General features: G+C 60.8%; 18 protein-coding genes. 14 read left to right on the top strand and 4 right to left on the bottom strand.

What is annotated here, in order from left to right; all coding sequences use genetic code 11:
- Positions 1-87: 87 nt before the first annotated feature.
- From rfbC to P0R31_RS25090, 3 genes are all read left to right on the top strand, one after another.
- A complete protein-coding gene (rfbC, locus tag P0R31_RS25100) occupies positions 88-669 on the top strand; it encodes a dTDP-4-dehydrorhamnose 3,5-epimerase (RefSeq protein ID WP_275507870.1) in 582 nt (193 codons plus the stop codon).
- 170 nt (positions 670-839) lie between these two features.
- Complete coding sequence (locus tag P0R31_RS25095; protein ID WP_275516954.1) at positions 840-2,075, top strand: class I SAM-dependent methyltransferase; 1,236 nt, start codon at positions 840-842, stop codon at positions 2,073-2,075.
- Between the two features lie 29 nt (positions 2,076-2,104).
- Positions 2,105-3,466: a DUF4910 domain-containing protein gene (locus P0R31_RS25090; protein ID WP_275516942.1), complete on the top strand. Its 1,362-nt coding sequence runs from the start codon at positions 2,105-2,107 to the stop codon at positions 3,464-3,466.
- 221 nt (positions 3,467-3,687) lie between these two features.
- Here the strand turns inward: P0R31_RS25090 and P0R31_RS25085 are convergent, their stop codons facing one another.
- Entirely contained in the window at positions 3,688-5,715 is a 2,028-nt protein-coding gene (locus P0R31_RS25085; protein ID WP_275516941.1) for an HlyD family type I secretion periplasmic adaptor subunit, read from the bottom strand.
- 69 nt (positions 5,716-5,784) lie between these two features.
- Complete coding sequence (locus tag P0R31_RS25080) at positions 5,785-7,926, bottom strand: type I secretion system permease/ATPase (RefSeq protein ID WP_275516939.1); 2,142 nt, start codon at positions 7,924-7,926, stop codon at positions 5,785-5,787.
- Between the two features lie 216 nt (positions 7,927-8,142).
- On the opposite strand from P0R31_RS25080, the gene P0R31_RS25075 reads away from it, so the two are divergent.
- The 5 genes from P0R31_RS25075 to P0R31_RS25055 all read left to right on the top strand — a co-directional run bounded on the left by P0R31_RS25075 (position 8,143) and on the right by P0R31_RS25055 (position 13,129).
- Positions 8,143-8,286, top strand: coding sequence for a hypothetical protein (locus tag P0R31_RS25075; RefSeq protein WP_275516937.1), 144 nt, complete (start codon positions 8,143-8,145; stop codon positions 8,284-8,286).
- Entirely contained in the window at positions 8,283-9,638 is a 1,356-nt protein-coding gene (locus tag P0R31_RS25070; protein ID WP_275516936.1) for a glycosyltransferase family 4 protein, read from the top strand. Before P0R31_RS25075 ends, P0R31_RS25070 begins: the two co-directional genes overlap by 4 nt.
- Position 9,639: 1 nt before the next feature.
- Positions 9,640-10,773, top strand: coding sequence for a radical SAM protein (locus P0R31_RS25065; protein ID WP_275507875.1), 1,134 nt, complete (start codon positions 9,640-9,642; stop codon positions 10,771-10,773).
- A 17-nt stretch (positions 10,774-10,790) separates the two neighbouring features.
- Positions 10,791-11,999 (top strand): glycosyltransferase family 4 protein, encoded by a 1,209-nt coding sequence (locus P0R31_RS25060; RefSeq protein ID WP_275516935.1) that lies wholly within the window; start codon positions 10,791-10,793, stop codon positions 11,997-11,999.
- A 413-nt stretch (positions 12,000-12,412) separates the two neighbouring features.
- Positions 12,413-13,129 (top strand): hypothetical protein, encoded by a 717-nt coding sequence (locus P0R31_RS25055; RefSeq protein ID WP_275516934.1) that lies wholly within the window; start codon positions 12,413-12,415, stop codon positions 13,127-13,129.
- A gap of 34 nt (positions 13,130-13,163) precedes the next feature.
- Here P0R31_RS25055 and P0R31_RS25050 read toward each other — a convergent pair whose 3' ends face one another.
- A complete protein-coding gene (locus P0R31_RS25050; RefSeq protein ID WP_275507878.1) occupies positions 13,164-13,394 on the bottom strand; it encodes a cold-shock protein in 231 nt (76 codons plus the stop codon).
- 1,635 nt (positions 13,395-15,029) lie between these two features.
- On the opposite strand from P0R31_RS25050, the gene queD reads away from it, so the two are divergent.
- The 3 genes from queD to P0R31_RS25035 all read left to right on the top strand — a co-directional run bounded on the left by queD (position 15,030) and on the right by P0R31_RS25035 (position 18,449).
- Positions 15,030-15,386: a 6-carboxytetrahydropterin synthase QueD gene (gene queD / locus P0R31_RS25045; protein ID WP_109145451.1), complete on the top strand. Its 357-nt coding sequence runs from the start codon at positions 15,030-15,032 to the stop codon at positions 15,384-15,386.
- Between the two features lie 235 nt (positions 15,387-15,621).
- Positions 15,622-17,487 (top strand): adenylate/guanylate cyclase domain-containing protein, encoded by a 1,866-nt coding sequence (locus P0R31_RS25040; protein ID WP_275516932.1) that lies wholly within the window; start codon positions 15,622-15,624, stop codon positions 17,485-17,487.
- 59 nt (positions 17,488-17,546) lie between these two features.
- Positions 17,547-18,449 (top strand): hypothetical protein, encoded by a 903-nt coding sequence (locus P0R31_RS25035; RefSeq protein WP_275516930.1) that lies wholly within the window; start codon positions 17,547-17,549, stop codon positions 18,447-18,449.
- Between the two features lie 57 nt (positions 18,450-18,506).
- Here the strand turns inward: P0R31_RS25035 and P0R31_RS25030 are convergent, their stop codons facing one another.
- Entirely contained in the window at positions 18,507-19,283 is a 777-nt protein-coding gene (locus P0R31_RS25030) for an IclR family transcriptional regulator (RefSeq protein ID WP_275516928.1), read from the bottom strand.
- Positions 19,284-19,463: 180 nt separating this feature from the next.
- Between P0R31_RS25030 and P0R31_RS25025 the strand changes: the two genes are divergently transcribed.
- From P0R31_RS25025 to P0R31_RS25015, 3 genes are all read left to right on the top strand, one after another.
- Positions 19,464-20,255: an enoyl-CoA hydratase/isomerase family protein gene (locus P0R31_RS25025; protein ID WP_275516927.1), complete on the top strand. Its 792-nt coding sequence runs from the start codon at positions 19,464-19,466 to the stop codon at positions 20,253-20,255.
- Positions 20,256-20,258: 3 nt separating this feature from the next.
- On the top strand, positions 20,259-22,352 hold the full coding sequence (locus tag P0R31_RS25020) for an acetate--CoA ligase family protein (protein WP_275516926.1): 2,094 nt from the start codon (positions 20,259-20,261) through the stop codon (positions 22,350-22,352).
- A gap of 99 nt (positions 22,353-22,451) precedes the next feature.
- Positions 22,452-23,471 (top strand): tripartite tricarboxylate transporter substrate binding protein, encoded by a 1,020-nt coding sequence (locus P0R31_RS25015; protein WP_275516925.1) that lies wholly within the window; start codon positions 22,452-22,454, stop codon positions 23,469-23,471.
- The last annotated feature ends 5 nt before the right edge of the window (positions 23,472-23,476 follow it).

Genomic DNA, 23,476 nt, shown 5'->3' with positions numbered 1-23,476 from the left:
GTTGCGTGGGATCTCGTCCTGCTATGGCTTGCCGTCAAGCTTTGCCGAATCGTGTTTCTATCGTAGCTGAACCCATTCGCCCGCCGCATGACATTTTCCGAAACAATCCTCGCCGGCGCCTACACGGTGGAGATCGATAGGCACCGGGACAGCCGCGGATACTTCGCTCGGGTATTTTGCTCCGACACATTCCTCGCGCACGGTCTCAAGCCCGTGGTTGCGCAGGGAAGTATCAGTTACAACGCGAAGCGCGGTACCTTGCGCGGCCTGCATTTTCAGTATCCGCCCGTTGCCGAGAACAAGTATGTCCGATGCACCAAGGGGGCGGTGGCCGACGTCATCGTCGATCTGCGGCCGGAATCACCAACCTATTTGCGGCACGTCACCGTCAACCTCTCCGCGGACAATGGCCGCGGGCTCTACATTCCGGAGCGCTTCGCGCATGGATTCGTCACGCTCACTGACGATACGGAGCTGATCTACCTCATCAGCAACTATTACACGCCGGGCGCAGAAGGCGGGCTGCCGCATGACGATCCTTCGCTCGGGATTTCCTGGCCGGCAGAGGTGCGTGTGCTCTCGGAGCGTGACAGGACATGGAAGCCCTACAGCGACATCGGGAACGAGCTGAAGGCCCGCATGAACGTCGCCGCCTCCAGGACGTCGTAGGTGAGGGCTCCGCGTTCGCGAAAAGCGAACGTGACTTGACGACCGTCAATAGCTCTGTTTCGGCTAACGCTAGCCTTTCGGTGACATCACAGATTGCCACCGGCAGGAGCCAGAGAATGCTGAAGGAAGCGGCATCCCCCCTTAACGTCAAAACGCCAACCGCGCATGCAATGGAGTTGAGCTGTTGTCGTTTCTGCAACGCGCCCCTCGAGCGCGTTTTCATCGATCTCGGAATGTCTCCGTTGGCGAACTCCTATCTTCGGAATGAGAAGGCCAAGCAGGACGAGCGTTTCTTTCCGCTACGGGCTTACGTTTGCGGAGATTGTTTCCTGGTCCAACTCGAGGAATGGGAAGCGCCGGAGAACATCTTCGGAGACTATGCCTACTTTTCGTCCTACAGCGATTCATGGCTGCAGCATGCCAAATCCTACGTCACCCGAGTCATCGAAAGGTTCGGAATCGGAGCGAACAGCAAGGTCGTCGAGATCGCGAGCAACGACGGCTATTTGCTGCAATATTTCGTCGAAGCCGATGTGCCGGTTCTGGGCATCGAGCCGGCCCAGAACGTCGCCGCCGTGGCGCGCGCGAAGGGCATTCCGACCCGTGTGGAGTTCTTCGGCGAGCGTGTGGCTCGTACCTTGCGACGCGAGGGGCTGCGCGCAGATCTGTTGATCGGAAACAACGTCCTGGCTCACGTACCGAACTTGAACGACTTCGTCAAAGGCATGAGCGTTCTTCTCGCCGATGCCGGCGTTATCACGATGGAATTCCCCCATCTGATGCGTCTGTTTGACGAATGTCAGATCGACACGATCTATCACGAGCACTTTTCTTACTTCTCGTTCATAGCCGTCGAAAAGATCTTCGCGGCACATGGCTTGACATTGTTCGACGTCGAGGAATTGCCGACCCATGGTGGCTCGCTGCGAATCTATGCTCAGCACGCCAACAAGGGATGGCATCCAATCTCCCATCGGGTCGTGGACCTCAGACGTCGCGAAATCGACGCCGGATACGCCAATCTCGATTACTATGACTCGTTCGAAGAGCGCGCTATGCAGACCAGACAAAAGCTTCTCTCGTTCCTTGAGGAGGCAAAGCGACAGGGCAAGCGCGTCGTCGGCTACGGCGCTCCCGCAAAGGGAAATACTCTCCTGAACTACTGCGGCATTACTACGGATCTCATTGAGTATACGGTCGACCGAAATCCGCACAAGCAAGGGTCGTTGTTGCCGGGATCGCACATTCCAATTTTCGAGCCCGAGCGCATCAACGTGACGAAGCCGGACTACATACTTATTCTGCCCTGGAACCTGAAGCGGGAGATCGTCAGCCAGCTGTCGTTTGCCCGCAGCTGGGGCGCTCAGTTCGTGGTGCCGATCCCCGAGCCCAGGATCGTGGATTGAGTCAGTCGGGATCCTGGGGGAGGGGACACATGGACGATATAGCAGGGCATGCAGACCTCGCGGATCTCAGGGAAAGTGACGCAGCCGTCGACCTGTCGGCGGACAAGACCGGACGTGCGCTCCACGAGTTTATCGCAGGCATGTATCCCATCGCCCGGAGCATAACGGGGAATGGGGTCCGAAGAACGATCGATCTCATCCGAAACCATATTCCGCTTACCACCTGTGAAGTCCCGTCCGGCCTCCAAGTATTCGATTGGACCGTTCCACTGGAGTGGAACGTGCGCGATGCGTACGTCAAGAACAGCGCAGGCGAACGCGTGATCGACTTCAAGAAGTCGAACCTGCACCTTCTCGGCTACAGCATGCCGGTGAGGGCGCGGATGACGCTTGAGGAGCTCAAGCCGCACCTCTATTGGGATACGGACAAGCCGGACTGGATCCCCTATCGGACCAGCTATTACAAGCAGACCTGGGGCTTCTGCCTTTCGCACAATCAACTATTGGCGATGCGGGAGGACGACTACGAGATCTGCATCGATGCGGATCTCGCTCCGGGGCATCTGACTTACGGGGATCTGAGACTGCTTGGTCGGACTTCGGAGGAGGTGCTCATCTCCTGCCATATCTGTCATCCGTCGCTCTGCAATGACAACCTGTCCGGAATCGCGGTAGCTACTGCGCTCGCCCAGCACCTGCGGAAGTTGGATCACAGGTACACTTATCGCTTCGTGTTCGTTCCCGGCACGATCGGAGCGATTACTTGGTTGGCGCTCAACGAGGCGCACGTTGGTCGCGTAAAACATGGATTTGTGTTGACCTGCGTCGGCGACGCGGGGGCGATGACCTATAAGAAAAGCCGCCGCGGCAACGCGGAGATCGATCGCGCCTGGTCTTACGTGCTTGAGCAGAGCGGCGAACCACACGAAGTGCAGGAGTTTTCACCTTATGGTTACGACGAGCGGCAATATTGCTCGCCCGGCTTCGACCTCCCGATCGGGACCGTAATGCGAACGCCCTTCGGCAAGTTCGCGGAGTATCACAGTTCGGCCGACGATCTGGACTTTGTTCGTCCTGCTGCGTTGTACGATACCCTGACAAAGGCGATTGCAGCTATCGACATCATCGAGAACAACGCCTTCTTTCGCAACGAAAAGCCGTTTTGCGAACCAAAATTGGGCAATTATGGCCTCTACCGCGGACTGGGCGGGCTCGCGGCCGGGGACTTCCAGATGGCGCTACTATGGGTCCTGAATATGTCGGACGGGAATCATTCACTCCTCGATATCGCCGAACGATCCAAATTGCCTTGGGGGACAATAAAGGAGGCCGCGGCTGGGCTGAGCGCGGCTGATCTCATCCAGCAAATCGAGCCGCGCCCTAAGAACTAGCGTGGTCCTGTTGGACCGCAATTTGCGCGCCGACAGGATCCGAGACGGTCGAATCCCAGCTGGATGGACTGGAGGCCCTGGTGAAGGCCATCGGTGGGCTCTGTGGGGTCGGCGAGAGCCGTCTTGCTCGCGGTTGGGGATCACCGATCGACTCCCGCACCTCTACATCTGCAGAACGTCATTGGTAGCAAGCCGGGCAGCTTTGGACTGCGGCTGGCTCGCTATCGCTCCCGCAAACTTTCCTGCTTGTACCGCATGATCGGCGACAAGAGATAGCTGATGATGCTGCGTGAGCCGGACTTAATCTCGACGGTGGCGGCCATGCCGGGAGAAAGGCCGACGCGCTTGTTCTCGACGATCATGTAGTTGCGGTCGAGTGACACGCGTGCAGAATAGACCAGCTCTTGCCCGTGCGGCTCGCTGCTGGCCGTCCCCATGCCCAGCGACTTCGCATTGTTGTTTTCCAGCGGTTTGTTGCGGGGAATGGCATCCTGGGAGATGTTGATGACCTTGCCCTGTATCAGGCCGTACCGGGTAAAGTTGAAGGTATCGATCTTGATCGCTGCGTCCTGGCCCGCCTCGACGAAGCCGATATCCTGATTTGAGATCATGGCTTCGACCTCGAGATTGCTCTCGAGCGGAACGATCATCATGATTGGTTGCGCGGGCGTGACGACACCTCCAACCGTGTGGACGGCGAGCTGCTGTACAACGCCGTCGATTGGCGCCGTGAGGTTTTGCAGGCCGGTGTGTCGCTCGGCCTTGATGACGTCCTGACTGAGGCCGGCGGTTTTCTGCTCCGCCTTTACGAGCTCCTCGAACAAGGTACGTTCGTACTCGGCCACGGTCTTGTTGCGGGTCTCCGCCAGGACCGCGATGGCCGCATCGGCTTCGCTGAAGCGGCTCTGCTGAACGAGTATTTCCTGCCGTTGGCCGACAAGCTCCTGGTAGTCTGCCAAATACTGCAATTTGGATCCAAGTTCCTTCTGGTACAGCTGCTCGCGTATCTCGACGCGCTGCTGCAGCGGGCCGATCGTAGCCTTCAGTTTGTCGATCGACGCTTTCGAGGTGGCTCGTTCGGCTTCCCTTTGCGAGATCTGGCGGTCGATTGCAGCGAGTTTCGTGGCCTGCTCGGCGGTTTGGCTGGCGAGAAAACGACGATGCAGCTCGATCAGGTCGGGAGTGGCGGCCGGTGGCGGGCGGAAGGCCGAGGCGGGGTCGGATTTGTTAGACAGTAACGCCCTCAGGCGGGCGACATCGAGCTGCGAGCTCAGCAGATCGCTCTTGAGACGGTTCAGCTCTGCCGCGGACATGGTTGCATCCAGATCAATCAGGCGATCACCGGCTCTGACGGACTGACCATCTTGAACGTGAATTGCACGGACGACCGCGGTCTCGAAGGGCTGGATGGTCTTGGTGCGACCGCTAGGGATGATCTTGCCAGGAGCGACCGCGACGATGTCGATGGTTCCGATGCAGGCCCAGATCAGGGCGAAAGCGAAACCCGCTGTTATGCTGACGACGATCGAGCGTCCCACTGGCGAGGGGGGAGTCTCGACGATTTCGATCGCCGCGGGGAGGAAAGCGAGCGCCTCGCTGGGATGAGCGCCGCGGGACGGCGTTAGCCCAGCAACGGCGCGTCCCAACTTGCGGGCATGATCGGCGAAAACAATGACGGCATTCCCGCTGTTAGCGTTCTGAGGCGGTCGCGCCGGCGCCGCTGCCTGCGGTTTGGACATTGCAGGCGCGCGACTGACGAGGGACGAAAACACCACCGCCAGCCTTGTCCCCACGAGCAGGAAGCGCTCTCTTGAACGACGAAGGAATTCCAGGCCGGATCGCGGGAGAAACCAATCGGTGATGGCGCGTCGTCGGGTGATCACGACCAGTCGTCCGTCCCAATTGGACTCGAGATCGTGTCTTGAAATGATGGATGGCCTTTCGGCGCCCGAGGACATCACCACGGCCTCGTGGCCATGTATCTTTCCGAGCAGGAGAAAGCTCCCACCGCGAATCGGCAGGATGCCGGGCAGGGCCGACGCTGAAAGCCTGCCCCAATCGGTCTGCACGCAGCGGGAGTAAAGATGGAGCTCCTTCGCATAGGCGAGCATTTCCGGGACATCGATCGGCGTGAAACCGAACCGCTGGCGAATGTGATCGAGGCTGCTGTCAACACCGCGCAATCGGAGCAGCAGGTCGAGCACAAACAGCCCGGGATCGTCGATCGTCGATGCAGTTGTCGGTTTCATTCGGCCTCATCAATGCCGGCGCGAGCGCGACCGTGTCGTCCGTTCGTATCGCCGCAGGCGAAAAGAAGATTACGCAAGGTCATGGAATCCTGCTTGGAGGCGGAAGAGCTTCGAATAGCGCCCTCCGCGTTTGATCAGCTCCTGATGAGAGCCATCCTCGACCAGGCGACCCTCTTCGATCGTGATGATCCGATCGGCCATTCGTAAGGCAGATAGCCGGTGCGCAATGATCAGAACGGTACGGCCTTGCACGATTTTCGCCATGTTCTGTTGAACGATGTGCTCACTCTCGTAATCGAGTGCGCTGGTCGCCTCGTCGAAGATCAAGATCCGGGGATCGGTTACCAGCGCGCGGGCAATCGCAATGCGCTGACGCTGTCCGCCGGAGAGGCTGCTCCCGCGCTCGCCCACTATTGTGTCGTACCCGTTCGGGAGCTGCAAAATGAAATTGTGGGCACCGGCCATCGTGGCCGCTTCAACCACCCGTTCCGTTGACGTCCCGGGGTCTGCGAAGGCGATATTGTCCCGGATCGAGCAGTTGAAGAGCACGCTGTCCTGGAGAACCACGCCGATCTGTCGTCGCAGCCAAGCAGGGTCGACCTGTGTCACGTCGATTCCGTCGACCAGGACCCGGCCTCGCTCCGGCACATATAGCCGCTGCACCAGCTTGGCCAAGGTGCTCTTCCCAGATCCCGAGGAGCCCACTATTCCAATGACCTGCTTTGCGGGAACGTGCAGCTGCACGTCTCGAAGGATCTCGGGTCCGTCGATGCGGTAACGGAATGTGACATGTTCAAAAGAAATTTCGCCCCGGATGGTCGCTAGCGACATCTTGCCGGGGCTGTAAACAGGCTCCGGCTCTGTATTCAGGATGTCGCCGAGGCGCGCGATCGAGAGCCTGGCCTGGTGGAAGTCCTGCCAGGTTTGCGCTACGCGCAGGACCGGAGCACTGATGCGGCCGGAGATCAGATTGAAGGCGACGAGCTCGCCGACAGTCAGATCGCCGGCCATGACAAAGCGCGCGCCGAAATAGAGGATGGCGACGGCGACCAGCTTGTTGACGAGTTGGACTGATTGGCTCGACACGTTCGCCAGGCTGATGACGCGAAAGCTGGCTGTCACATATCCTGCGAGCTGTTGCTCCCAGCGGCGTTGCATTTGAGGCTCGACGGCCATCGCCTTGAGCGTTTCCATAGCGGTCACACTCTCAACAAGAAAAGCCTGGTTCTCCGCCCCTAGCTGAAATTTCTCGTCGAGCCGTTGCTGAAACAGAGGGGTCGCTCCGGCCGAAATCGCGACATAAATCGGAAGCGATGCGAGAACGATCCAGGTGAGGGTTGGTGAGTAGAAGAACAGCACTGCAATGAAGACGACCGAGAACGAGAGGTCGATAACCAGTGTCAGGGCCGAACTCGTCAAGAAATTGCGGATGTTCTCGAGTTCCCTGACCCTCGCGACGGAGTCACCTACCCGCCGAGCTTGAAAGTAGCCGATCGGCAGTGCCAGCAGGTGACGGAACAGCCGGGCGCCGAGCTCGACATCGATCCGATTGGTGGTGTGCGAGAAGAGGTATGTGCGTAGAATTCCAAGGATCGTTTCAAAAACGGCGGTCGCTACGAGGCCGATCGCAAGCACATCCAGCGTGCTCATGCTGCGATGCACCAGGACCTTGTCAATGACGACCTGAAAGATGAGTGGAGAAATCAGGGCAAACAGCTGGAGACAGAAGGAGGCAGCGAGAACCTCCAGCAGTAGCCGCCGGTATTTTCGAATGGCTCCGAGGAACCACGTGATGTCGAATCGGCGTGCCAGATCGGAAAGAGAAGCTCGGCGTGTCATCAGGATGACCGCGCCGTCCCAAACGGCTTCAAGTTCCATTCGAGAGATGGCGACCGGCTGCGGCCGACCAGGCTCGAGCGCAATCACCCGTTCATCGGTGGCCTTTCCGAAGATGAGAAACTGGTCCCCTCGAAGGATGGCGAGCGCCGGCATCGGGAGAGCGGGTAGCTTTGACCAATTGGTTCTGACGACACGAGCCTTCAGCCCGAGTTCCCTGGCGCAGCGGAGAATCTCGGCGACCCGGATGATAGTCCCGAACTGATGACGGATGCGCTCAGGATCTATGGCAAAGCCGTTGAACCGGAGCATCATAACCAACGCAATCAACCCTTGATCGGGGGGTGCGCCAGTTGGCTCAAGGTGCTCGGGCATTCTCGTTCCGCGTTGCGTCGAGCAGTTGCGACTCGGCAATTCCGTTGCAGTTTTCACCGAGCATGAACATGAAAATGTGTCGTTTGGGCGCCCTGGCGTGTCCTTGATGGATCCCCGGTATCCGGCGAATGGAGCTGCATTCCGGCTCGAATGGGGCCAGCGAGCCCATCTTAGGTCACGCCCCGGTGGCAAGTTGACGGCCGTCAATACCGACGCATGGCGGCCGCCTATCATCCGATGATGGTTGTGGTTGCGACGATATCAGCCTTGCACGGCTCGACCGAAAGCGACTGTGACGGCATCATTGCTGGCTTCGCAGTGCAGGCTTTTCCGATCTCCAGGTTGGGGCTGCGCCAATGACGGGGCCCGCCTACGATTGCAGCGAAGATGTCGCCGTTCCGGTGGCGGGTTCGAGGTCGGCTCCGGAACGAGATGCCATTCTTTCCCAACGGGAACGGCTCGGAGCACCGCACCGGCGTGCTCTGAAGGTGCTATTTGCGAACAAGTTTTTCTTTCGGAACGGCGGCTCCGAAGTCGTCATGTTCGACGAGATGGATTTGATGCGGCGGCGGAATGTCGACGTCGTCGAATTCTCCATGCATGACGATCGAAACATTCCGTCATGTTTTCAATCGTACTTCGTATCGCAGAAGTCGTACCGCGCATCATCCAGGCGTGAGAAGCTTAGATCGGCATTGTCCTTCATTCATTCGTCCGAAGCCGTTTCAAACATTACGCGTCTCATCCGCGATGAGAAGCCGGACATATTGCACTGTCATAACATCTATCACCAGCTCACTCCGTCGATCATCACTGCCGCGGCCGAAATGGGAGTGCCGGTCGCTCTCACGCTTCACGACTACAAGCCGGTCTGTCCCGTGTATACACAGCTCAGCGGCGGAGAGCCCTGCGCGAGATGCGGTGACGGCGCCTTCGAGACGATCCTCACTCGCCGATGCGCGGACGGATCTCTCGGACGCAGCGCGCTGCTTTGGGCGGAGGCGCGTTATCACGCGCTGCTCGGAAGCTACCATCGCGTCGAAAAATTCATCGCGCCGAGCAGGTTCATGTATGATGCCGTCGTTCGTCGGTTCGGCGCTGATAAGGTTGTTCATATTCCGAACGGGATAGATGCATCGCGAATCGATGCCTCCATCGGCGATGACGGATACGCATTGTACTTTGGGCGCCTTTCGCCCGAGAAGGGTGTCGAGAATCTCCTCAAGGCTCACGCGGCTTCTCGGGGCGCCTGGCCGCTGGTGATCGCCGGCACTGGACCGCTTCTCGACGAGTTCAAGCGGCAATACCCCGCGGTGGATTTCAGAGGGCATCTCACCGGCGTCGATCTCCAGCGGACAATCAGGCAGGCCGGGTTGATTGTCGTGCCCTCGATCTGGCACGAAAATAGCCCGCTTTCGATCCTCGAAGCGATGGCACATGGCAAGCCGATCGTCGCTTCGCGCATTGGTGGAATTCCCGAGCTGGTCAGGGAGGGGACCACAGGTCTGTTGTGCGACCCCGGCGACGCAATCCAACTCTCCGAAAGGATCGGAGCGCTTCTCATCGATCGTGGTCGTCGCGAGGTCTTCGGGCGCAACGCGCGGACTATCATCGAGAACGAATACTCGCTTGAAGACCACGGCTCGGCGTTGTTCTCGCTGTACGAGGATCTGATTGCATCAGTTGGCTCACAGACGAAAGTTGGATCATAAAATGGACCTTACCGTCATTTCCACGTTCCGCTGCAATTCGAAGTGTCAGATGTGTTACATCTGGCAAAATCCGACGGAGCCAAAGGAAGAGGTGTCGCTGGCTACGCTGTCGAAGCTTCCGTCGGGATTCGACAATCTGAATGTGTCGGGCGGAGAGCCGACGCTTCGCAAAGACCTCGGAGAGATGATCGACCTTCTCTACCCGAAGGCAAGAGTAATGGAGATATCGTCGAACGGGCTGCATCCGGAGCGCCTCGTTCCGATCATCAAGAAGCATCCCAACATCAAGGTGCGCTTCTCGCTCGAGGGCGATCAAGAGACAAGCGATCGAATTCGCGGCGAGAAGGACGGTTACTACACGAAAATTGCCGGGCTCCGTATGCTGCGTGAAGCCGGAGGCACCGACCTTGGCTTTGCCATGGTCATCCAAGACGAGAACGTCGATCAGCTTGTCAGTGTCTACGAGTTCGCTCGCAAGGAGGGCTTCGAGCTGGCAACCTCCACGCTTCACAATGCATGGCAGTTCTACAAGAACGACAATTACTTCTACGACCGCAGGGCGGTCGCGCGCAAGGTTGAGGGGCTGATCTCGGCGATGCTGCGCAGCCCGAAGCCGAAGAACTGGTTTCGGGCCTATCTGAACCTTGGTCTGATCGAGAAGATTCTCGGTCACGATCGGCTGATCCCATGCAGCGCAGGAAAGGATTTCGCCTTTATCGACCCCTGGTCGGACGTGTGGGCTTGCAACGTCCGCTCGGATTTGCCCATGGGAAATCTCGCGCGGGAATCATGGAGCGAGATCATGAATAGCGAGGTCGCTCAGCAGACACGGAAGAAGGTCGCGAGTTGCGGGCAGAATTGCTGGATGGTGACGACCGCACGGACCGCGATGCGATCCAACCTGGTTCCTCAGCTACCGAAGAGCGAGCCTCTGCTATGGGTCCTCAAGAATAAGCTCAAGGTCTCGATGGGCAAAAGCATATGCTTTGACAGCTACATCAATTATTCCGACGTGCGCCCGTCGCCGCACGTCGAGCGAACGTCGTTTTTGAACAAGAACGTCAAGGCCCGGCTGGTCAAGGGCCGCATGACCCCCGAAGAGCATTACCCGCTGCGGACCTTTATGAACAATTAGATTGGAAGGAAGTCCAGATGAGCAGGCGTGAGATCTACATGTTCGGCTTCCGTGGCTTCCCCCAGGTTCAGGGCGGTATAGAGACACATGCAGAAAATCTTGCACCGAGAGTGGTCGAGCTCGGCAGGCGGGTTACCGTCTGCATGCGGTCGCCCTATGTTGCGCCGGATGCCCCCAAGATATGGAGGGGAGTCCGGGTCCTGCGGCTGTGGACCGTGAGCAACAAGTACCTCGAGACCCTGCTGCATTCAGTCGTCTGCGCAATTGTCGCAATGGTGCGGCGGCCGGCACTAGTCCACATTCATGGGATAGGTCCAGCGATTGTGACGCCGTTGCTTCGTGCCGTCGGCCTGCGGGTCGTCGTCACGCATCATGGCGAGGATTACAACAGGGAAAAATGGGGCTGGGCGGCGCGTATGGTGCTGAGGACCGGCGAAGCCGTCGGAATGCGCTACGCCAACCGGCGAATTGCGGTCAGCCGCAGCATCGGTGACTTGATCACGTCGAAGTACGGCAAACCATGCGAGGTGGTGCCGAACGGCGTGATATTCTCGGATGTACCGCAACAGAGCGAGAGGGTGGTCGAACTGGGTCTGGAGCCAGGGCGATACGTTTTGACGGTCGGCCGGCTGGTCCCCGAGAAGCGGCAACTCGATCTCTTGCACGCATTCCTGGCTGCTGCATTGCCGGGATGGAAACTGGCCATAGTCGGAAAGATTGACCACCAGAACGAGTACGCCGACAGGTTAGCAAAAGAGGCCGCCGGTCACGATAGTGTGGTCATGGCCGGGTTTCAGACTGGCGACGGGTTGCGGCAGCTCTATGCCCATGCGGCATTGTTCGTGCTGCCGTCGTCGCACGAAGGACTTCCGATCGTATTGCTCGAAGCGCTTAGCTACGGATTGCCGGTGCTGGTGAGTGATATCGCCCCGAATCTGGAAGTGGTAACCGACCCCGAACACATCTTCCATGTCGGGGACTGCGAGGAGATGCGCGCAAAGCTGTCGACACTGACGGTATCGCGTCGAAATGCGGAAGAGCGCGAAGAGGTCCGCCGCCAGAGCGCATTGCGCTACGATTGGTCCGATATCGCGCTGAGGACGTTGGACATATATGATGACTTGCTCGGACAGAAGCGGGCGAGGGCCAATGTGGCGCTCGCCGGTTGGACTGGAAGCGGTGGAAGGCCGCAACAATCGGCATATGGGAGGCCAGTAAACCATTGAGGCGCTGCCTTTTGCGCCCCAACTCCCTCAATGACAATCCGGCAAAAGTGCGGGCTGGCGGCTGCGATCGAGGCCCGAATTGAAGCAACGGCGCGGCCAGTGGCGCCGAGAGACGCTGGTAGTCGTTCGGGTGCCGACGGGCCTAGATGGGCGACCGTCCCGGCCGAGGCTGGTCGGCAGCCACGAACGACGCCGAAAGTGAACTATTGAAACTTCCGCAAGCCGAAGGCTTTCGCGATCGGATCTATCGGTCGACGGCCGCCATGCAGGTCGTCTTTCCACCGGTTCCTGGATTCGAGACCTAAATTGGGGCTTCCGAAAATCGCCGAACCCTGAGAGGCTCCCGACTGGGATTCGCGAGCCAACGACGCAGGTCGGGTGCTGGTGCGCCGGGGCATTGCTGGATTTTTGATATGGACAGGGTGGGTGAGCTAACGACAGGTGAGATCAACCGGCTGATCTCTCCGATTGTCGAGTTGGCTGACAAGAATCTTATGCGCTTGTCCGAACCCTCCTTCGAGTTCGTGCCGGAGCAGATGCGAGGAGGGATAACGACCATTCACCGGCGCTTAAAGGCGGAGCTTGAGGCACTCTTGAAGTTGGTGACTGTGTACGGCGACCTCGGTATCTGCCGGGTTGTTGCCAGCAACTATCCTTGGCAGAATGACGAATTGTCGCCCTACCAGCATTTGAGGCTCGCATGGTTGCAGCTCGTGCAGCTTAGCAGCATGTTCGACCATTCCATGACTGAGGTTGACCGCCTTCATAGCGAGACGCTGGAGCTACTTTCCATTGATGTCGAGCGAGCGGTTTTTCGCGGCACTCCTCGAGCGGGCGGGGGCGACCGGAGCATGCACGTAGATCGGTGGTTCGCGGTTGCACCACAGCACGAAGCGCCGACGCTGGAAACGCTGAGGATGGCGAGCGAATGGTCGAGCGACGCAGCTCTCTTTGCAAGTCACTGTAGCGCGGTTCGTGACGAGCTCTTGGAGCAGATCGACGCGACAGTGCAGATAGTCGGTACCAGCATCTGCCGCTTTTTGTTAGATCATGCCGCCGAGCTGATGGACCTTATTGGTCGTTACAACAATATGCTTGAAAACCTTCATGTGAGGCATAGCCGCCCGTAAGGCGACGTTGCGAACTGTGCGGAGCAATCCGGATTTACCCGTTCTGATTTGAGGGTTCCTCCTTGTCGACTCTCAGACGACTGGCCGTCATCTTGCCTGAAACCGACACAAGCTCGTAGCTCAATCGCTGGCCTTCGACCAACGTCGAAAGACCAGCCTCCTCGACCGCCGACGAATGAACGAATACGTCCTTGCCTCCATGTTCGGGTCTGATGAAGCCATAACCCTTAAACTTGTTAAACCAGACGACAAATCCATTTGCCAAAGGTGCCTCCAAGCATCCGCATGGTCCGATCCCAATGCAGGAAACGCCAGCCCGCAATATTTCTTCGGTACGTAAGCTGCTTTATTGGTCAAAAAACCCCGATTGCTTCCAATTAATCCGGCAACTTGCTGGGCTTCGTTATGACGGTGCGATGACATAGTGCAGTTGTTGCACAAATGATTTACATTTTCCGGCATCCATCAATTTGACGACCAGATGTCTGCTGCTTCGTTGAGCAATGTGCTACTCTAGAGTGCAAATCTTTCGGCATTGCTCTACCTTAAAAGCCCTCGCGCCCCAATCAAATCGCAGTTTTAGACCAGCTAAGTAAAATACGCTTGATGGCGCGGTTGGTTGCAAGGACGTCTCTGCACAGCGGCTATGCATCCAGAATCTGACAAACACGAGAACTGAAAAGCGGATTATTCAACAGTCACGCCGGTTCTCTCGTGACAAACTGCTGGCTTATAATTTAGCGAAAGCCGATGCCGTCGTCCTTGTGGGAGTCCTGAAGACGATTGTGATGACCGGAGCGACATCGGGCGTTGGAAAGATCGCCGCCGAGCGCATGCTCCAAGCACCCGATATTCGCCTTATCAGCGGCACTCGCGGTATTCCGCCGCGGCCTATCTGAGCGCTGTCGCATTGGGCACGACCAATCCTCTGACGCTCATCCTATTTGTGGCAGCACTGCTTGATTGCTGGCGTGTTCACCGGTTCGACCAAGTGGGCCGTGCTCAGCACAACCGTCGCATCAGTGCGGACCCGGTTGACGACGCGCGTCCTGTTGTTGAGCAGCCGGCTTACGAGCCTGATGCTGCTCGGGCTCGGAGCCGCGGTGCTGCTATGCATCGCGCCGCGCCTGTTCGAGTATTGAACGTTCAATGTCGCGAAGAGGATCGACGAAAGGCTGTGCCAGAGAAAGTCGAGGTGCCGCTTCCCGTCGTTCGGTCGACAAGAGAGCAGCCGAAGGAACAGCCGAAGCCCCGCAAGCAACAGCCATCAGCCGAATCCAAAGCCTCCATCCAAGCCCAGGTGCAGGTCCGTCAATCGGACCGCACGATAGCCGCGCAGACGGTATCGGGCGTGGCTTCGATGTCGCCGGCCACTTGGCAGTCACGCCTGATGGCCCATCTCGAGCGTCGGAAGCAGTATCCCCGGTGCCCGCGCGCGCGGCATTTCGCCGAGGGATCGCCTTCCAAGGATTTGTTCAGTTAATCCTGGTCGCGAACGGGGTTGTACTAGGTACACATATTCTGGTACACGGTCCGAACATCGGGCGTCTGTAACAAGCTGATTTTATTTCGGATTCTGGCATCGTCTTTGGGTGACAGATAGTCCCATTCTCTCCGCCACACGACGATCAGCCTCTCCGCCACACGACGATCAGCATTGATGGATGCCGGGTAACACCGCCAAGCGATAGGGCTGAAATTGCATGTTCTTGAGGCATTGGGCTTTGCGTTACGGCAACAAACCTTAGCAATTTCAACGGTTCTGACCAGACTACGAATCTGAGGGTCGGACGTTCGAATCGTTCCGGGCGCGCCATTCTTTGCCGAAAGGTCAGGACAGGACAGCATCTGGTCGCCAGACCGGCCCGAGACCGGATGGCCATGCCGTGTGGGGAGCTGGATGAGGATATCGCAGGCGTTCAAGTTCGAGGCGGCGCATCGGCTGCCAAACGTGCCCGAGACTCACCGGTGCAGCCGGCTGCATGGTCATTCCTATCGGGTCGAGGTCCAGCTGGATGGGCCGGTCGACCCGCACACCGGCTTTGTCGCGGATTTCTTCGATATCGAAAAGAGCTTCGCCGGCATCATGGCCGCGCTGGACCACCAGTGCCTGAATGAGGTCGACGGCCTCGCGAATCCGACCGCCGAGAATATCGCGGTCTGGATCTGGGACCGCTTGAAGCCCAGCCTGCCGCAGCTGTGGGCGGTCCGCGTTTATGAGACGGCGGATTGCTGGGCCGAATATCAGGGGCGGTGACGAACGGCCGCTGACCCGGCGCCGGCCTCACCGTCGCCATATGGGAACCCGCAGGAACTTAGGATCAGCCATATGCGCGCAGTGCTGCTGCCTGCACGCCCGCCGGAGGGCTCTCATACTCACGCACATATGAGCTGTGTTGATAACCGCATGCGGGTTGGAAGGTTTAATCTCAAGCTGGCGCCGAATGTCCGCAATGCCAGTTTTTGCTTGGCCCTGTATCGGGAAACCGTTGATGGAACGCAAGCTCGCCGCGATCATGGCCGCCGACATCGTCAGCTACAGCCTGATGATGGCCGAAAACGAGGCCTCCACCTATAAAGAGCTGCGCGCGGTCTTCGACAATCTGATCGAGCCCACGGTCGCGCAGCATGGCGGACGCATCTTCAAGATGACCGGGGACGGGTTTCTGGCGATGTTTCCCAGCGTCAACGAAGCCGTTGATGCGGGCACTGCCATCCAGCAAGGGTTCGACAACGCCCCGTTTGAACTGCGCATAGGCATCAACCTCGGTGATGTCATCGAGGACAATGGCGACATGTACGGCGACGGCGTCAATGTCGCCACACGGCTTGAAACGATGGCCGATCCCGGTAGCATCTTCGTTAGCGGCGCTGTCGTCATGGCCGCAGACCGCAATCGCGGCGATGTGTTCGCGCGTGTGGGCCGCAGGCGCGCCAAAAACATTCCCGAGCGTCTTAATGTCTACCGGGTACGGCGCGCGCAATCCTCGTGGTCTCGCTGGCGAAAAGTCCCGCGCGTTCTACACGGTACCGCTGCGCGCTGGTCGTATGGCATCGCCGCCGTAGCCCTTGTCCTCATCGGCACCCAAATCCAACCGCTTTCCCTGGCGGCGATGGTCAGCCGGCTCCCGGCCGCGCTGCTTTTCGACCAGACCCGCGCCGACCCGCGGCCGTCAGTTGCGGTCATGCCCTTTGCGACCATGAGCGGCGACCAATCGTACTTTGCAGACGGGCTGACCGAGGATGTGACCACGGCGCTTGCAAGGAATTCCGAGCTTCAGATCATCGCGCGCGACTCCACCTATGCCGTGCGCGGGCAAGAAAGCGATATGCGCAAGCTCGGGGCAAAGCTGGGCGTTTCCTACGTGGTGGAAGGCAGCGCGCGCCGCGAGGGAGACCGGCTTCGCGTCTCGGCGCAACTGATCGACGTGAAATCGGGCGCGCACCTTTGGTCGCGCAGCTTCGACAGGCAGGTTGCCGACGTCTTCACCGTACAAAGCGAGCTGACCACGGAAATCGTCGCCCAGCTCGCGCCGTATATCGGCCGAAATGAAGCCATCGCTGCCGCGCAACGTCCGACCGACAACCTTCAGGCTTACGATCTTCTGCTGCGGGCCCGTCATCGATACCGCCATGGCGTCCAGGATGCGGAAGCACTTCTGGAGGCACGCGGCCTATATCAGCGCGCGCTGGAAATGGACCCGGCCTATGCCGCCGCCCGTGCGGGCCTGGCCCTCACTTACATCGCGGATGTGGCCAAGAGGTCGAGTGGTCGGGCGGCAGCGCATGAGCTGGAACTGGGTCTTAGCGAAGCGCGCCAGGCTGTGCGCCTCGATCCCAATCTCTCGCTCGGCTATCAGGTGATCAGCTTCGGGCTGGCGGTGCAGGGCGATTATGCGGGCGGCTTGCAGGCCGCCAAGCGCGCCGTCGAACTGAATCCCAATGACCCGGATAGCATGATGGCATTGGCAAAAGCGCAAGTCCGTTTCGGGGACTACGCGGACGCCGTTGCCAATGCCGAACGGGCGCGTCGCCTTCATCCCATGGCGCCGGAATATTACGCCTATGTGCATGGCCAGGCTCTTTACGCCGCTGATCGTCGCGATGAGTCGGCTACCGTGATCTCCGAATGCCTTGTAAGGGCGCCGCGCGATGCCAACTGCCTGCTCATCCAGGCTGCGCTGCAAGGGCGGCGCGGTGATATAGAAGCGGCGCAGCTGACGATGGCAAGCTTGGTAGGGGCCCAACCGACATTTTCGTTGGAGGCAGAGCGCTCTTATCGCCGGTTTGGCAACAAGCCGCTCATGGAGCAGTTCCTGAAGGACCTGACGGTGGCGAAGGCACCGGGGGCTGCGTAATAGGATTTTTGTTCAGTTTCATCTCGTCGGGCGCACCGTTTCGATAGTAAGTTCGTCCGATGCGCACGATCGATCATCTATTCTTCCGGCTCGTCCTATTCCTTGCCATCGCAGCCGCCCCGGTGCTTCCCGCGCGCGCGGCCGAAACCTGCCCGTTCATCAGCGCCCAGGAGCTCGCCCGCGCGATGCCGGCGCTGAAATGGTCCCTGATTTCGAACCAGGACGGCCGCGGCTGCATCTACCAGGCCGGGCGCGGCGACACGATGATGCTCTCGGTGTTCCGCAATCCCGACAAGGACCGCGCCAGGGAATTGTACGCGACCTTCGTCAAGACGCTTGGCGAACGCATGCCGCTGAGCGCGGTGTCCGGAATCGGCGACGAGGGCCAGGGCGGAACGAGCGCGGCGGGCGCCGAGCGCCAGGAGGCCTCGGTCGTCGCCCTGTCCGGCGATTACATTCTGCAGATCAGCGTCTATCCGATCGGCCGGCGCGCCGACGATGCGCTGCTCGCGCCGATCGCCGAAGCCGCACGCATTGCCATCGCAAGCGTGAGCAAGAGCAGCGAGCGGTTCGGCAATTGCGAGTGGCTCACGGCCGCCGATGCCGACGGCTTTCTCGACAACAGCACGCTGACGGTGCAGCGGACCGGCGCGGGCAGCTGCATGATGTTCGATCGCGAGGCCAACACCATGACCGTCGCGGTGATCGCGACCTCGCGCGACACCGCCATCGGCATGATGAAGCGCGCAGGCCCCTGCAAGCACGTGGCGATATCCGGGCTCGGCAGTGAAGCGTTCGGCGAGCATTCCTGCACCAAGGGCAACGGCAACGCCGTCACCATCTATGTCTGGAAGAATGGCAGGCAGGCTTCGATCCTGTTCGCCCCGGTCAAGCCGCATCCGGAGTCCGGCTCGGTCGAACGCCTGAAGGCGGTGGCGGCGCGGGTGTATGGGAAACTGTAAGGGGACGTGACCTCTCCTCCAGCTGACGGGCAAGCGGCTGCGCCTCGCCGCTCGGCTTCACCGCCCCGCCAGCACCTCCTTGCACCTGGCCGCGAACGCGTTGAGGTATGCGCCGAGCTCGCTGGCCAGCGCGTCGGAGCGTTCGACGTTCTGCAGGCTCATGTTGAGCGCGTAGACCGGAAGGCCCTCCAGCACGATCGGCGTTGCGACGGCGAGAACGGCGGGCTGCCACGACACCGCGCAATAGCCGTCGCGCTCGACGGCGCTGATCGATCGCCTGACCTCCGCCAGCAGCGCCCTGGTTGCAGCCGCGCTGCGCCGCTTGAACTGCTTCAGCAATCGCTCGCGCTCGGTCTCTGTAGTGCCGGCGAGATAGGCGCGACCCAGCGACGTCAGCTCCATCGGGACCTGCTGGCCGGCGACCACATTGCGCAGCGCCGCGCGCGGGCTGTAGCGGATCGATTCCAGGTAAACCATCATGGTCCTATCGGCAGTCGCGAGTCCGACGTTCAGCCGGCGCCTGGCCGATTCCGCCCGCATCATCGGGCCGATCGCATTCAGCACGGGTGATCCGGTCCGCATGGCGTGACCGATGCTGATGACCGACGCGGCAAGGCGGTAGGCCCGCTCGCTGCGGACTTCGTCGAGCATCCCGGAATTGACCAGCGTCCGTGTCAGCCGGCTGACCGTCGATCGCGGCAAGCCTGTTCGCTCTGCGATCTCGCCGTTGCCGAGCGTGTCGACGCCGGGGCGGAACGCCCGGAGGATCTCGACGCCCCGCTCGAGCGAGCGGTTGCCGTCGATCCCGCCCGCATATCTGCGCGCCTGTGCCATCTCTGATCTCCCCAGCGTTTCCACTGAGTGGAATTAAGGGGATGTTCGGGTGCCTGCAAGCCGCTATAGGCAGCCGCAAGAACAATGCCGGGCGCGCGCGGCGCGACGAGGAAACGGCAGTTGCGGAGCTCGCGCCGATCATTCGTCGCGCGCCGACCGATCCGACTCAGGGAGCTTGCCATGTCCTATCAGCTCATCGAATTTTTCGTCGAGGCCGGAATTGCGACGATCGCATTCAACCGGCCGGACCGGCGCAATGCCATGAGCGACGAGATGCGCGCCGAGTGCTCAGGCGCGCTCGAAACCGTGTCCCGCGACAGGGCGATCAAGGCGCTGGTGCTGACCGGGCGCGGCAACGCGTTCTGCGCTGGCGGCGACATCAGCGGCATGAAACGCCGGCTCGAGGCGCCGCAGGGCGAAGTCGCATTCAACGGATGGAGCCGTCAGCAGGGCGTGCATCACGTGCAATCGCTGCTGCTCGGCCTGCCGAAGCCGACGATTGCCGCCGTCAACGGCGCGGCGGCGGGCCTCGGCGCCGACATCGCGCTGGCCTGCGACTTCGTCATGGGCACGGAACGATCGAAGTTCACCTGGTCCTACATCAAGCGCGGCTTGATTCCCGACGGCGGCGGCCTGTATTTCCTGCCGCGTAGGGTCGGGCTTGCCAGGGCCAAGGAGCTGATCTTCACCGGCCGCGTCGTCGAGGCCGACGAAGCGCTCGCGCTCGGCATCGTCGATCGCAAGGTGACTGCGACCGAGCTGCTGTCGGCCGCGCAGGCCTGGGCGGCGGAACTGGCGCAGGGGTCTGCCACCGCGCTCGCGCTCGGCAAGAAGATCCTGAACGAGACGTTCGAGCATTCCGCGCACGATATTTTCAATCTCGGCAGCCAGGCGCAGGCCATCTGCTACACCAGCGCGGAGCATCGCGAGGCCGTGGCGGCCTTCCTGGCGCAATCCTCGGCGAAGGGTTGAGCGATGAACGCGATCGAACGCCTGATCCGGCCGCGCAGCATCGCCGTGATCGGTGCATCGGCGGACCCGAGCAAGACCTCGGGGCGACCGGTCTCCTATCTCCGGAAACACGGCTTCGCGGGTGCGATCTATCCGGTCAATCCGAAGGTCGCGGAAATCGGCGGTCTTACCTGCTACCCCGACATCGCCTCGCTGCCCGACGTGCCTGACGTCGGCCTTGTCCTGGTCGGAGCCGAACGGGCCCACGTCGCGGTGCGCGAATTGTCCGCGCGCGGTGCTGCCGCGGCCATCGTTCTCGCCAGCGGCTTCACCGAAATCGGCGCCGAAGGCGCCGCGCGCCAGCAGCAGCTGATGCAAGCCGCCGGATCCATGCGCCTGCTCGGGCCGAACACGATCGGCCTCGTCAATCTCACCGACAACATCGTGCTGTCCGCCTCCGGCGCGCTGGCCATGGACCATTTTCCGGCGGGCCCGGTCGGACTGGTCTCGCAGAGCGGAGGTATTCTCGGCGCCATCTTGTCGCGCGCCGCGGCGCGCGGGGTCGGGCTGTCGAAGCTGGTGTCGACCAGCAACGAAGCCGATCTCGATCTGGCCGATTTCATCGACTTTCTCGCCGACGACAATGCGACCAAAGTCATCGCGCTCTATATCGAGGCGGTCCGCAACCCGGCGCGCTTCCGCGAAGCGGTGCTGAAGGCGCGAGATGCCGGCAAGCCAATCGTCGCCTTCAAGATCGGGCGATCGGAAGCGGGCGCAAAGGCGGCTATCTCGCACACGGGCGCGCTCGCAGGCTCCGACCGCATGTACGACGCCTTGTTCAGGCAGCTCGGCGTGATCCGCGCGAAAACCTTCGAAGACCTGCTCGACATTCCGGCAGCGCTTGCCGCAGGACGGAAGCTCTCCGGCCGACGCGTGGCGATCCTCACCTCGACCGGCGGCGCCGGCACTATCGTGTCCGACAGTCTGGGCGTCGCAGGCTTCACAACGCCCGCTCCCGACCCGGATACGGCCGCGCAACTCCGAGCCCTGCAGTCGGGATCGCACGCCATGCTCGATCGCAACCCGATCGACGTAACGCTGGCCGGCCTGCAGCCGGATGTGCTCCGCGCCGCAACCCGCATCCTGCTCGCAAGCCCGTCCTATGATGCGCTGGTCGTCATCGCCGGCTCGTCAGCCGTGGGATCGCCGGCGCTGATGGCCGACGCCATCCACGACTGCCTACCGCTCAGCGACAAGCCCGTCATTGCCTATGTGAGCCCTCACGCGCCCGACGCGGTCTCCGTCCTCACGCAGCGAGGCGTCCCCGCCTACAACTCCGCCGAAAGCTGTGCCGCTGCGCTCGATGGCTTGTTGCAGGCCGGAATGCCGGAGCAGGTCGCGACGTCCGGCTCGTCTGCGACGGGCGTCGACATCACCGATCTCCCCGCGGGATCGCTGGACGAAGCACAGGCCAAAACCTTGTTCGCCCGCTTCGGTATTCCGACCGTGGCAGAGCAAGTGGTCGCAACGGCTGAAGAGGCGGAACGGGCCGCGCGAGCCTTCGGCGGCAAAGTCGTGCTCAAGATTCTCTCGCGCGAGATCGCGCACAAGAGCGACGTCGGCGGCGTCGCGGTCAACCTGACAGCCGAGCGCATTGGCGGCCAGCTCACGGCGATGGCCGACGAGGTCGAGGCAAGGACCGGGAAACGACCCGAGCAATTCCTGGTTCAGGAGATGATTTCAGGCGGCGTCGAAATTATTCTCGGGATGCACCGTGATCCCTTGGGCGTCGCCATCCTTCTCGGCATGGGCGGCGTCGCCGCCGAGCTGTTCAAGGACACGACGATGCGCCTGCTGCCGCCGGAAGGCGGCCTCGGCCTCGCAGAGGCGCGCGCGATGGCGCGCGACCTCGTCACATGGCCGTTGCTGGATGGCTTCCGCGGCCGGCCGAAATGCGATGTCGAAGCCCTTACAGCAGCGATCGTCGCTTTCTCGCAGATGGTCGCGCAGCTCGGCGACTGGCTCGTCGAGGCCGAGATCAATCCGGTCTTCGTGCTGCCGGCCGGCCAGGGCGTGAAGGCGGCCGACGGGCTGGCTGTTCTCAACGCAAGCAAGTGAAGCCGCACAGCCAAGAACTTGCAGAAAGGCGCGTGGCTGCGTTCGTCGAACACAACAAACCTCGTTGAATAACTCGACAAAACCGGATGGGAGGTCCGCATGGCAATCGGCAAGATCATCAGTCGCGACCGCGCTGCAGGGAGGGGCGGACTGCGCTCCGCCATTCTCGTCTCGTCGGCATTGCTGGTGCTGGCGGGATTGAGCACTGCGCCTGTTCGGGCCGAGTATCCCGAGAAGATCATCAAGATCGTGGTGCCCTTCGCAGCCGGCGGCGGGACCGACATCGTCGCGCGAACGACCGCCCAGGAGATCCAAACGGACCTCGGCAAGCCCGTCATCATCGAGAACAAGCCGGGCGCCGGAACCATCGTCGGCACCCAGACCGTCGCGACGAGCGAGCCGGACGGCTATTCGCTGCTGCTGGCGACCTTCGCGCACGCGGTCAACCCGAGCCTCTACAACAAGCTGCCGTTCGATCCGCACAGGGATTTCGCCGCGGTCTCGCTGATCGCGCGGTCCTTCAATGTCGTCGTGGTCAACCCCGCATCCAAGATCAACTCGATCTCCGATCTGATCGCTGAAGCCAAGGCCAAGCCGGGCAAGCTCAATTTCGGCACGTTCGGCATCGGCACCTCGGCCCATCTCGCCGGCGAGCTGTTCAACGCCATGGCGAACGTCAAGATGACGGCCGTCCCCTACAAGGGCGCGGCGCCTGCGATCAGCGATCTCCTAGGCGGGCAGATCGACGTGATGTTCACCACCGTGGCGAGCGCAGCGTCGCTGGTGGCGGCGGGTCAGCTCAGGGCCTTGGCCGTCACCTCGGCCGAGCGTTCGGCCGCGTTCCCGCAATTGCCGACCGTTTCCGAGGCGGGATTGCCCGGCTACGCCGCCGAGTCCTGGTACGGATTGTACGCACCGGCCAAGACCCCTGCGCCGGTGATTGCGCGTCTCACCCAGGCGGTCGCGAAGGCCGTTCAGGCCGGTGCCTTCAAGCAGCTGTCGACCAACGAAGGCCTCATCATGGTCGGCAGCGCGCCCGAAGAGCTCGATCGCTACGTTCGGCAGGAGGAGGAACGCTGGCGCAAGCTGGTCAAGGACGCGAATATCGAGGTGCAATAGCCTGG

Origin of the sequence: Bradyrhizobium yuanmingense, from assembly GCF_029167105.1 — a bacterium.
Lineage (GTDB): Bacteria > Pseudomonadota > Alphaproteobacteria > Rhizobiales > Xanthobacteraceae > Bradyrhizobium > Bradyrhizobium yuanmingense_A.
This window is presented reverse-complemented; position numbering and strand designations above follow the sequence as displayed.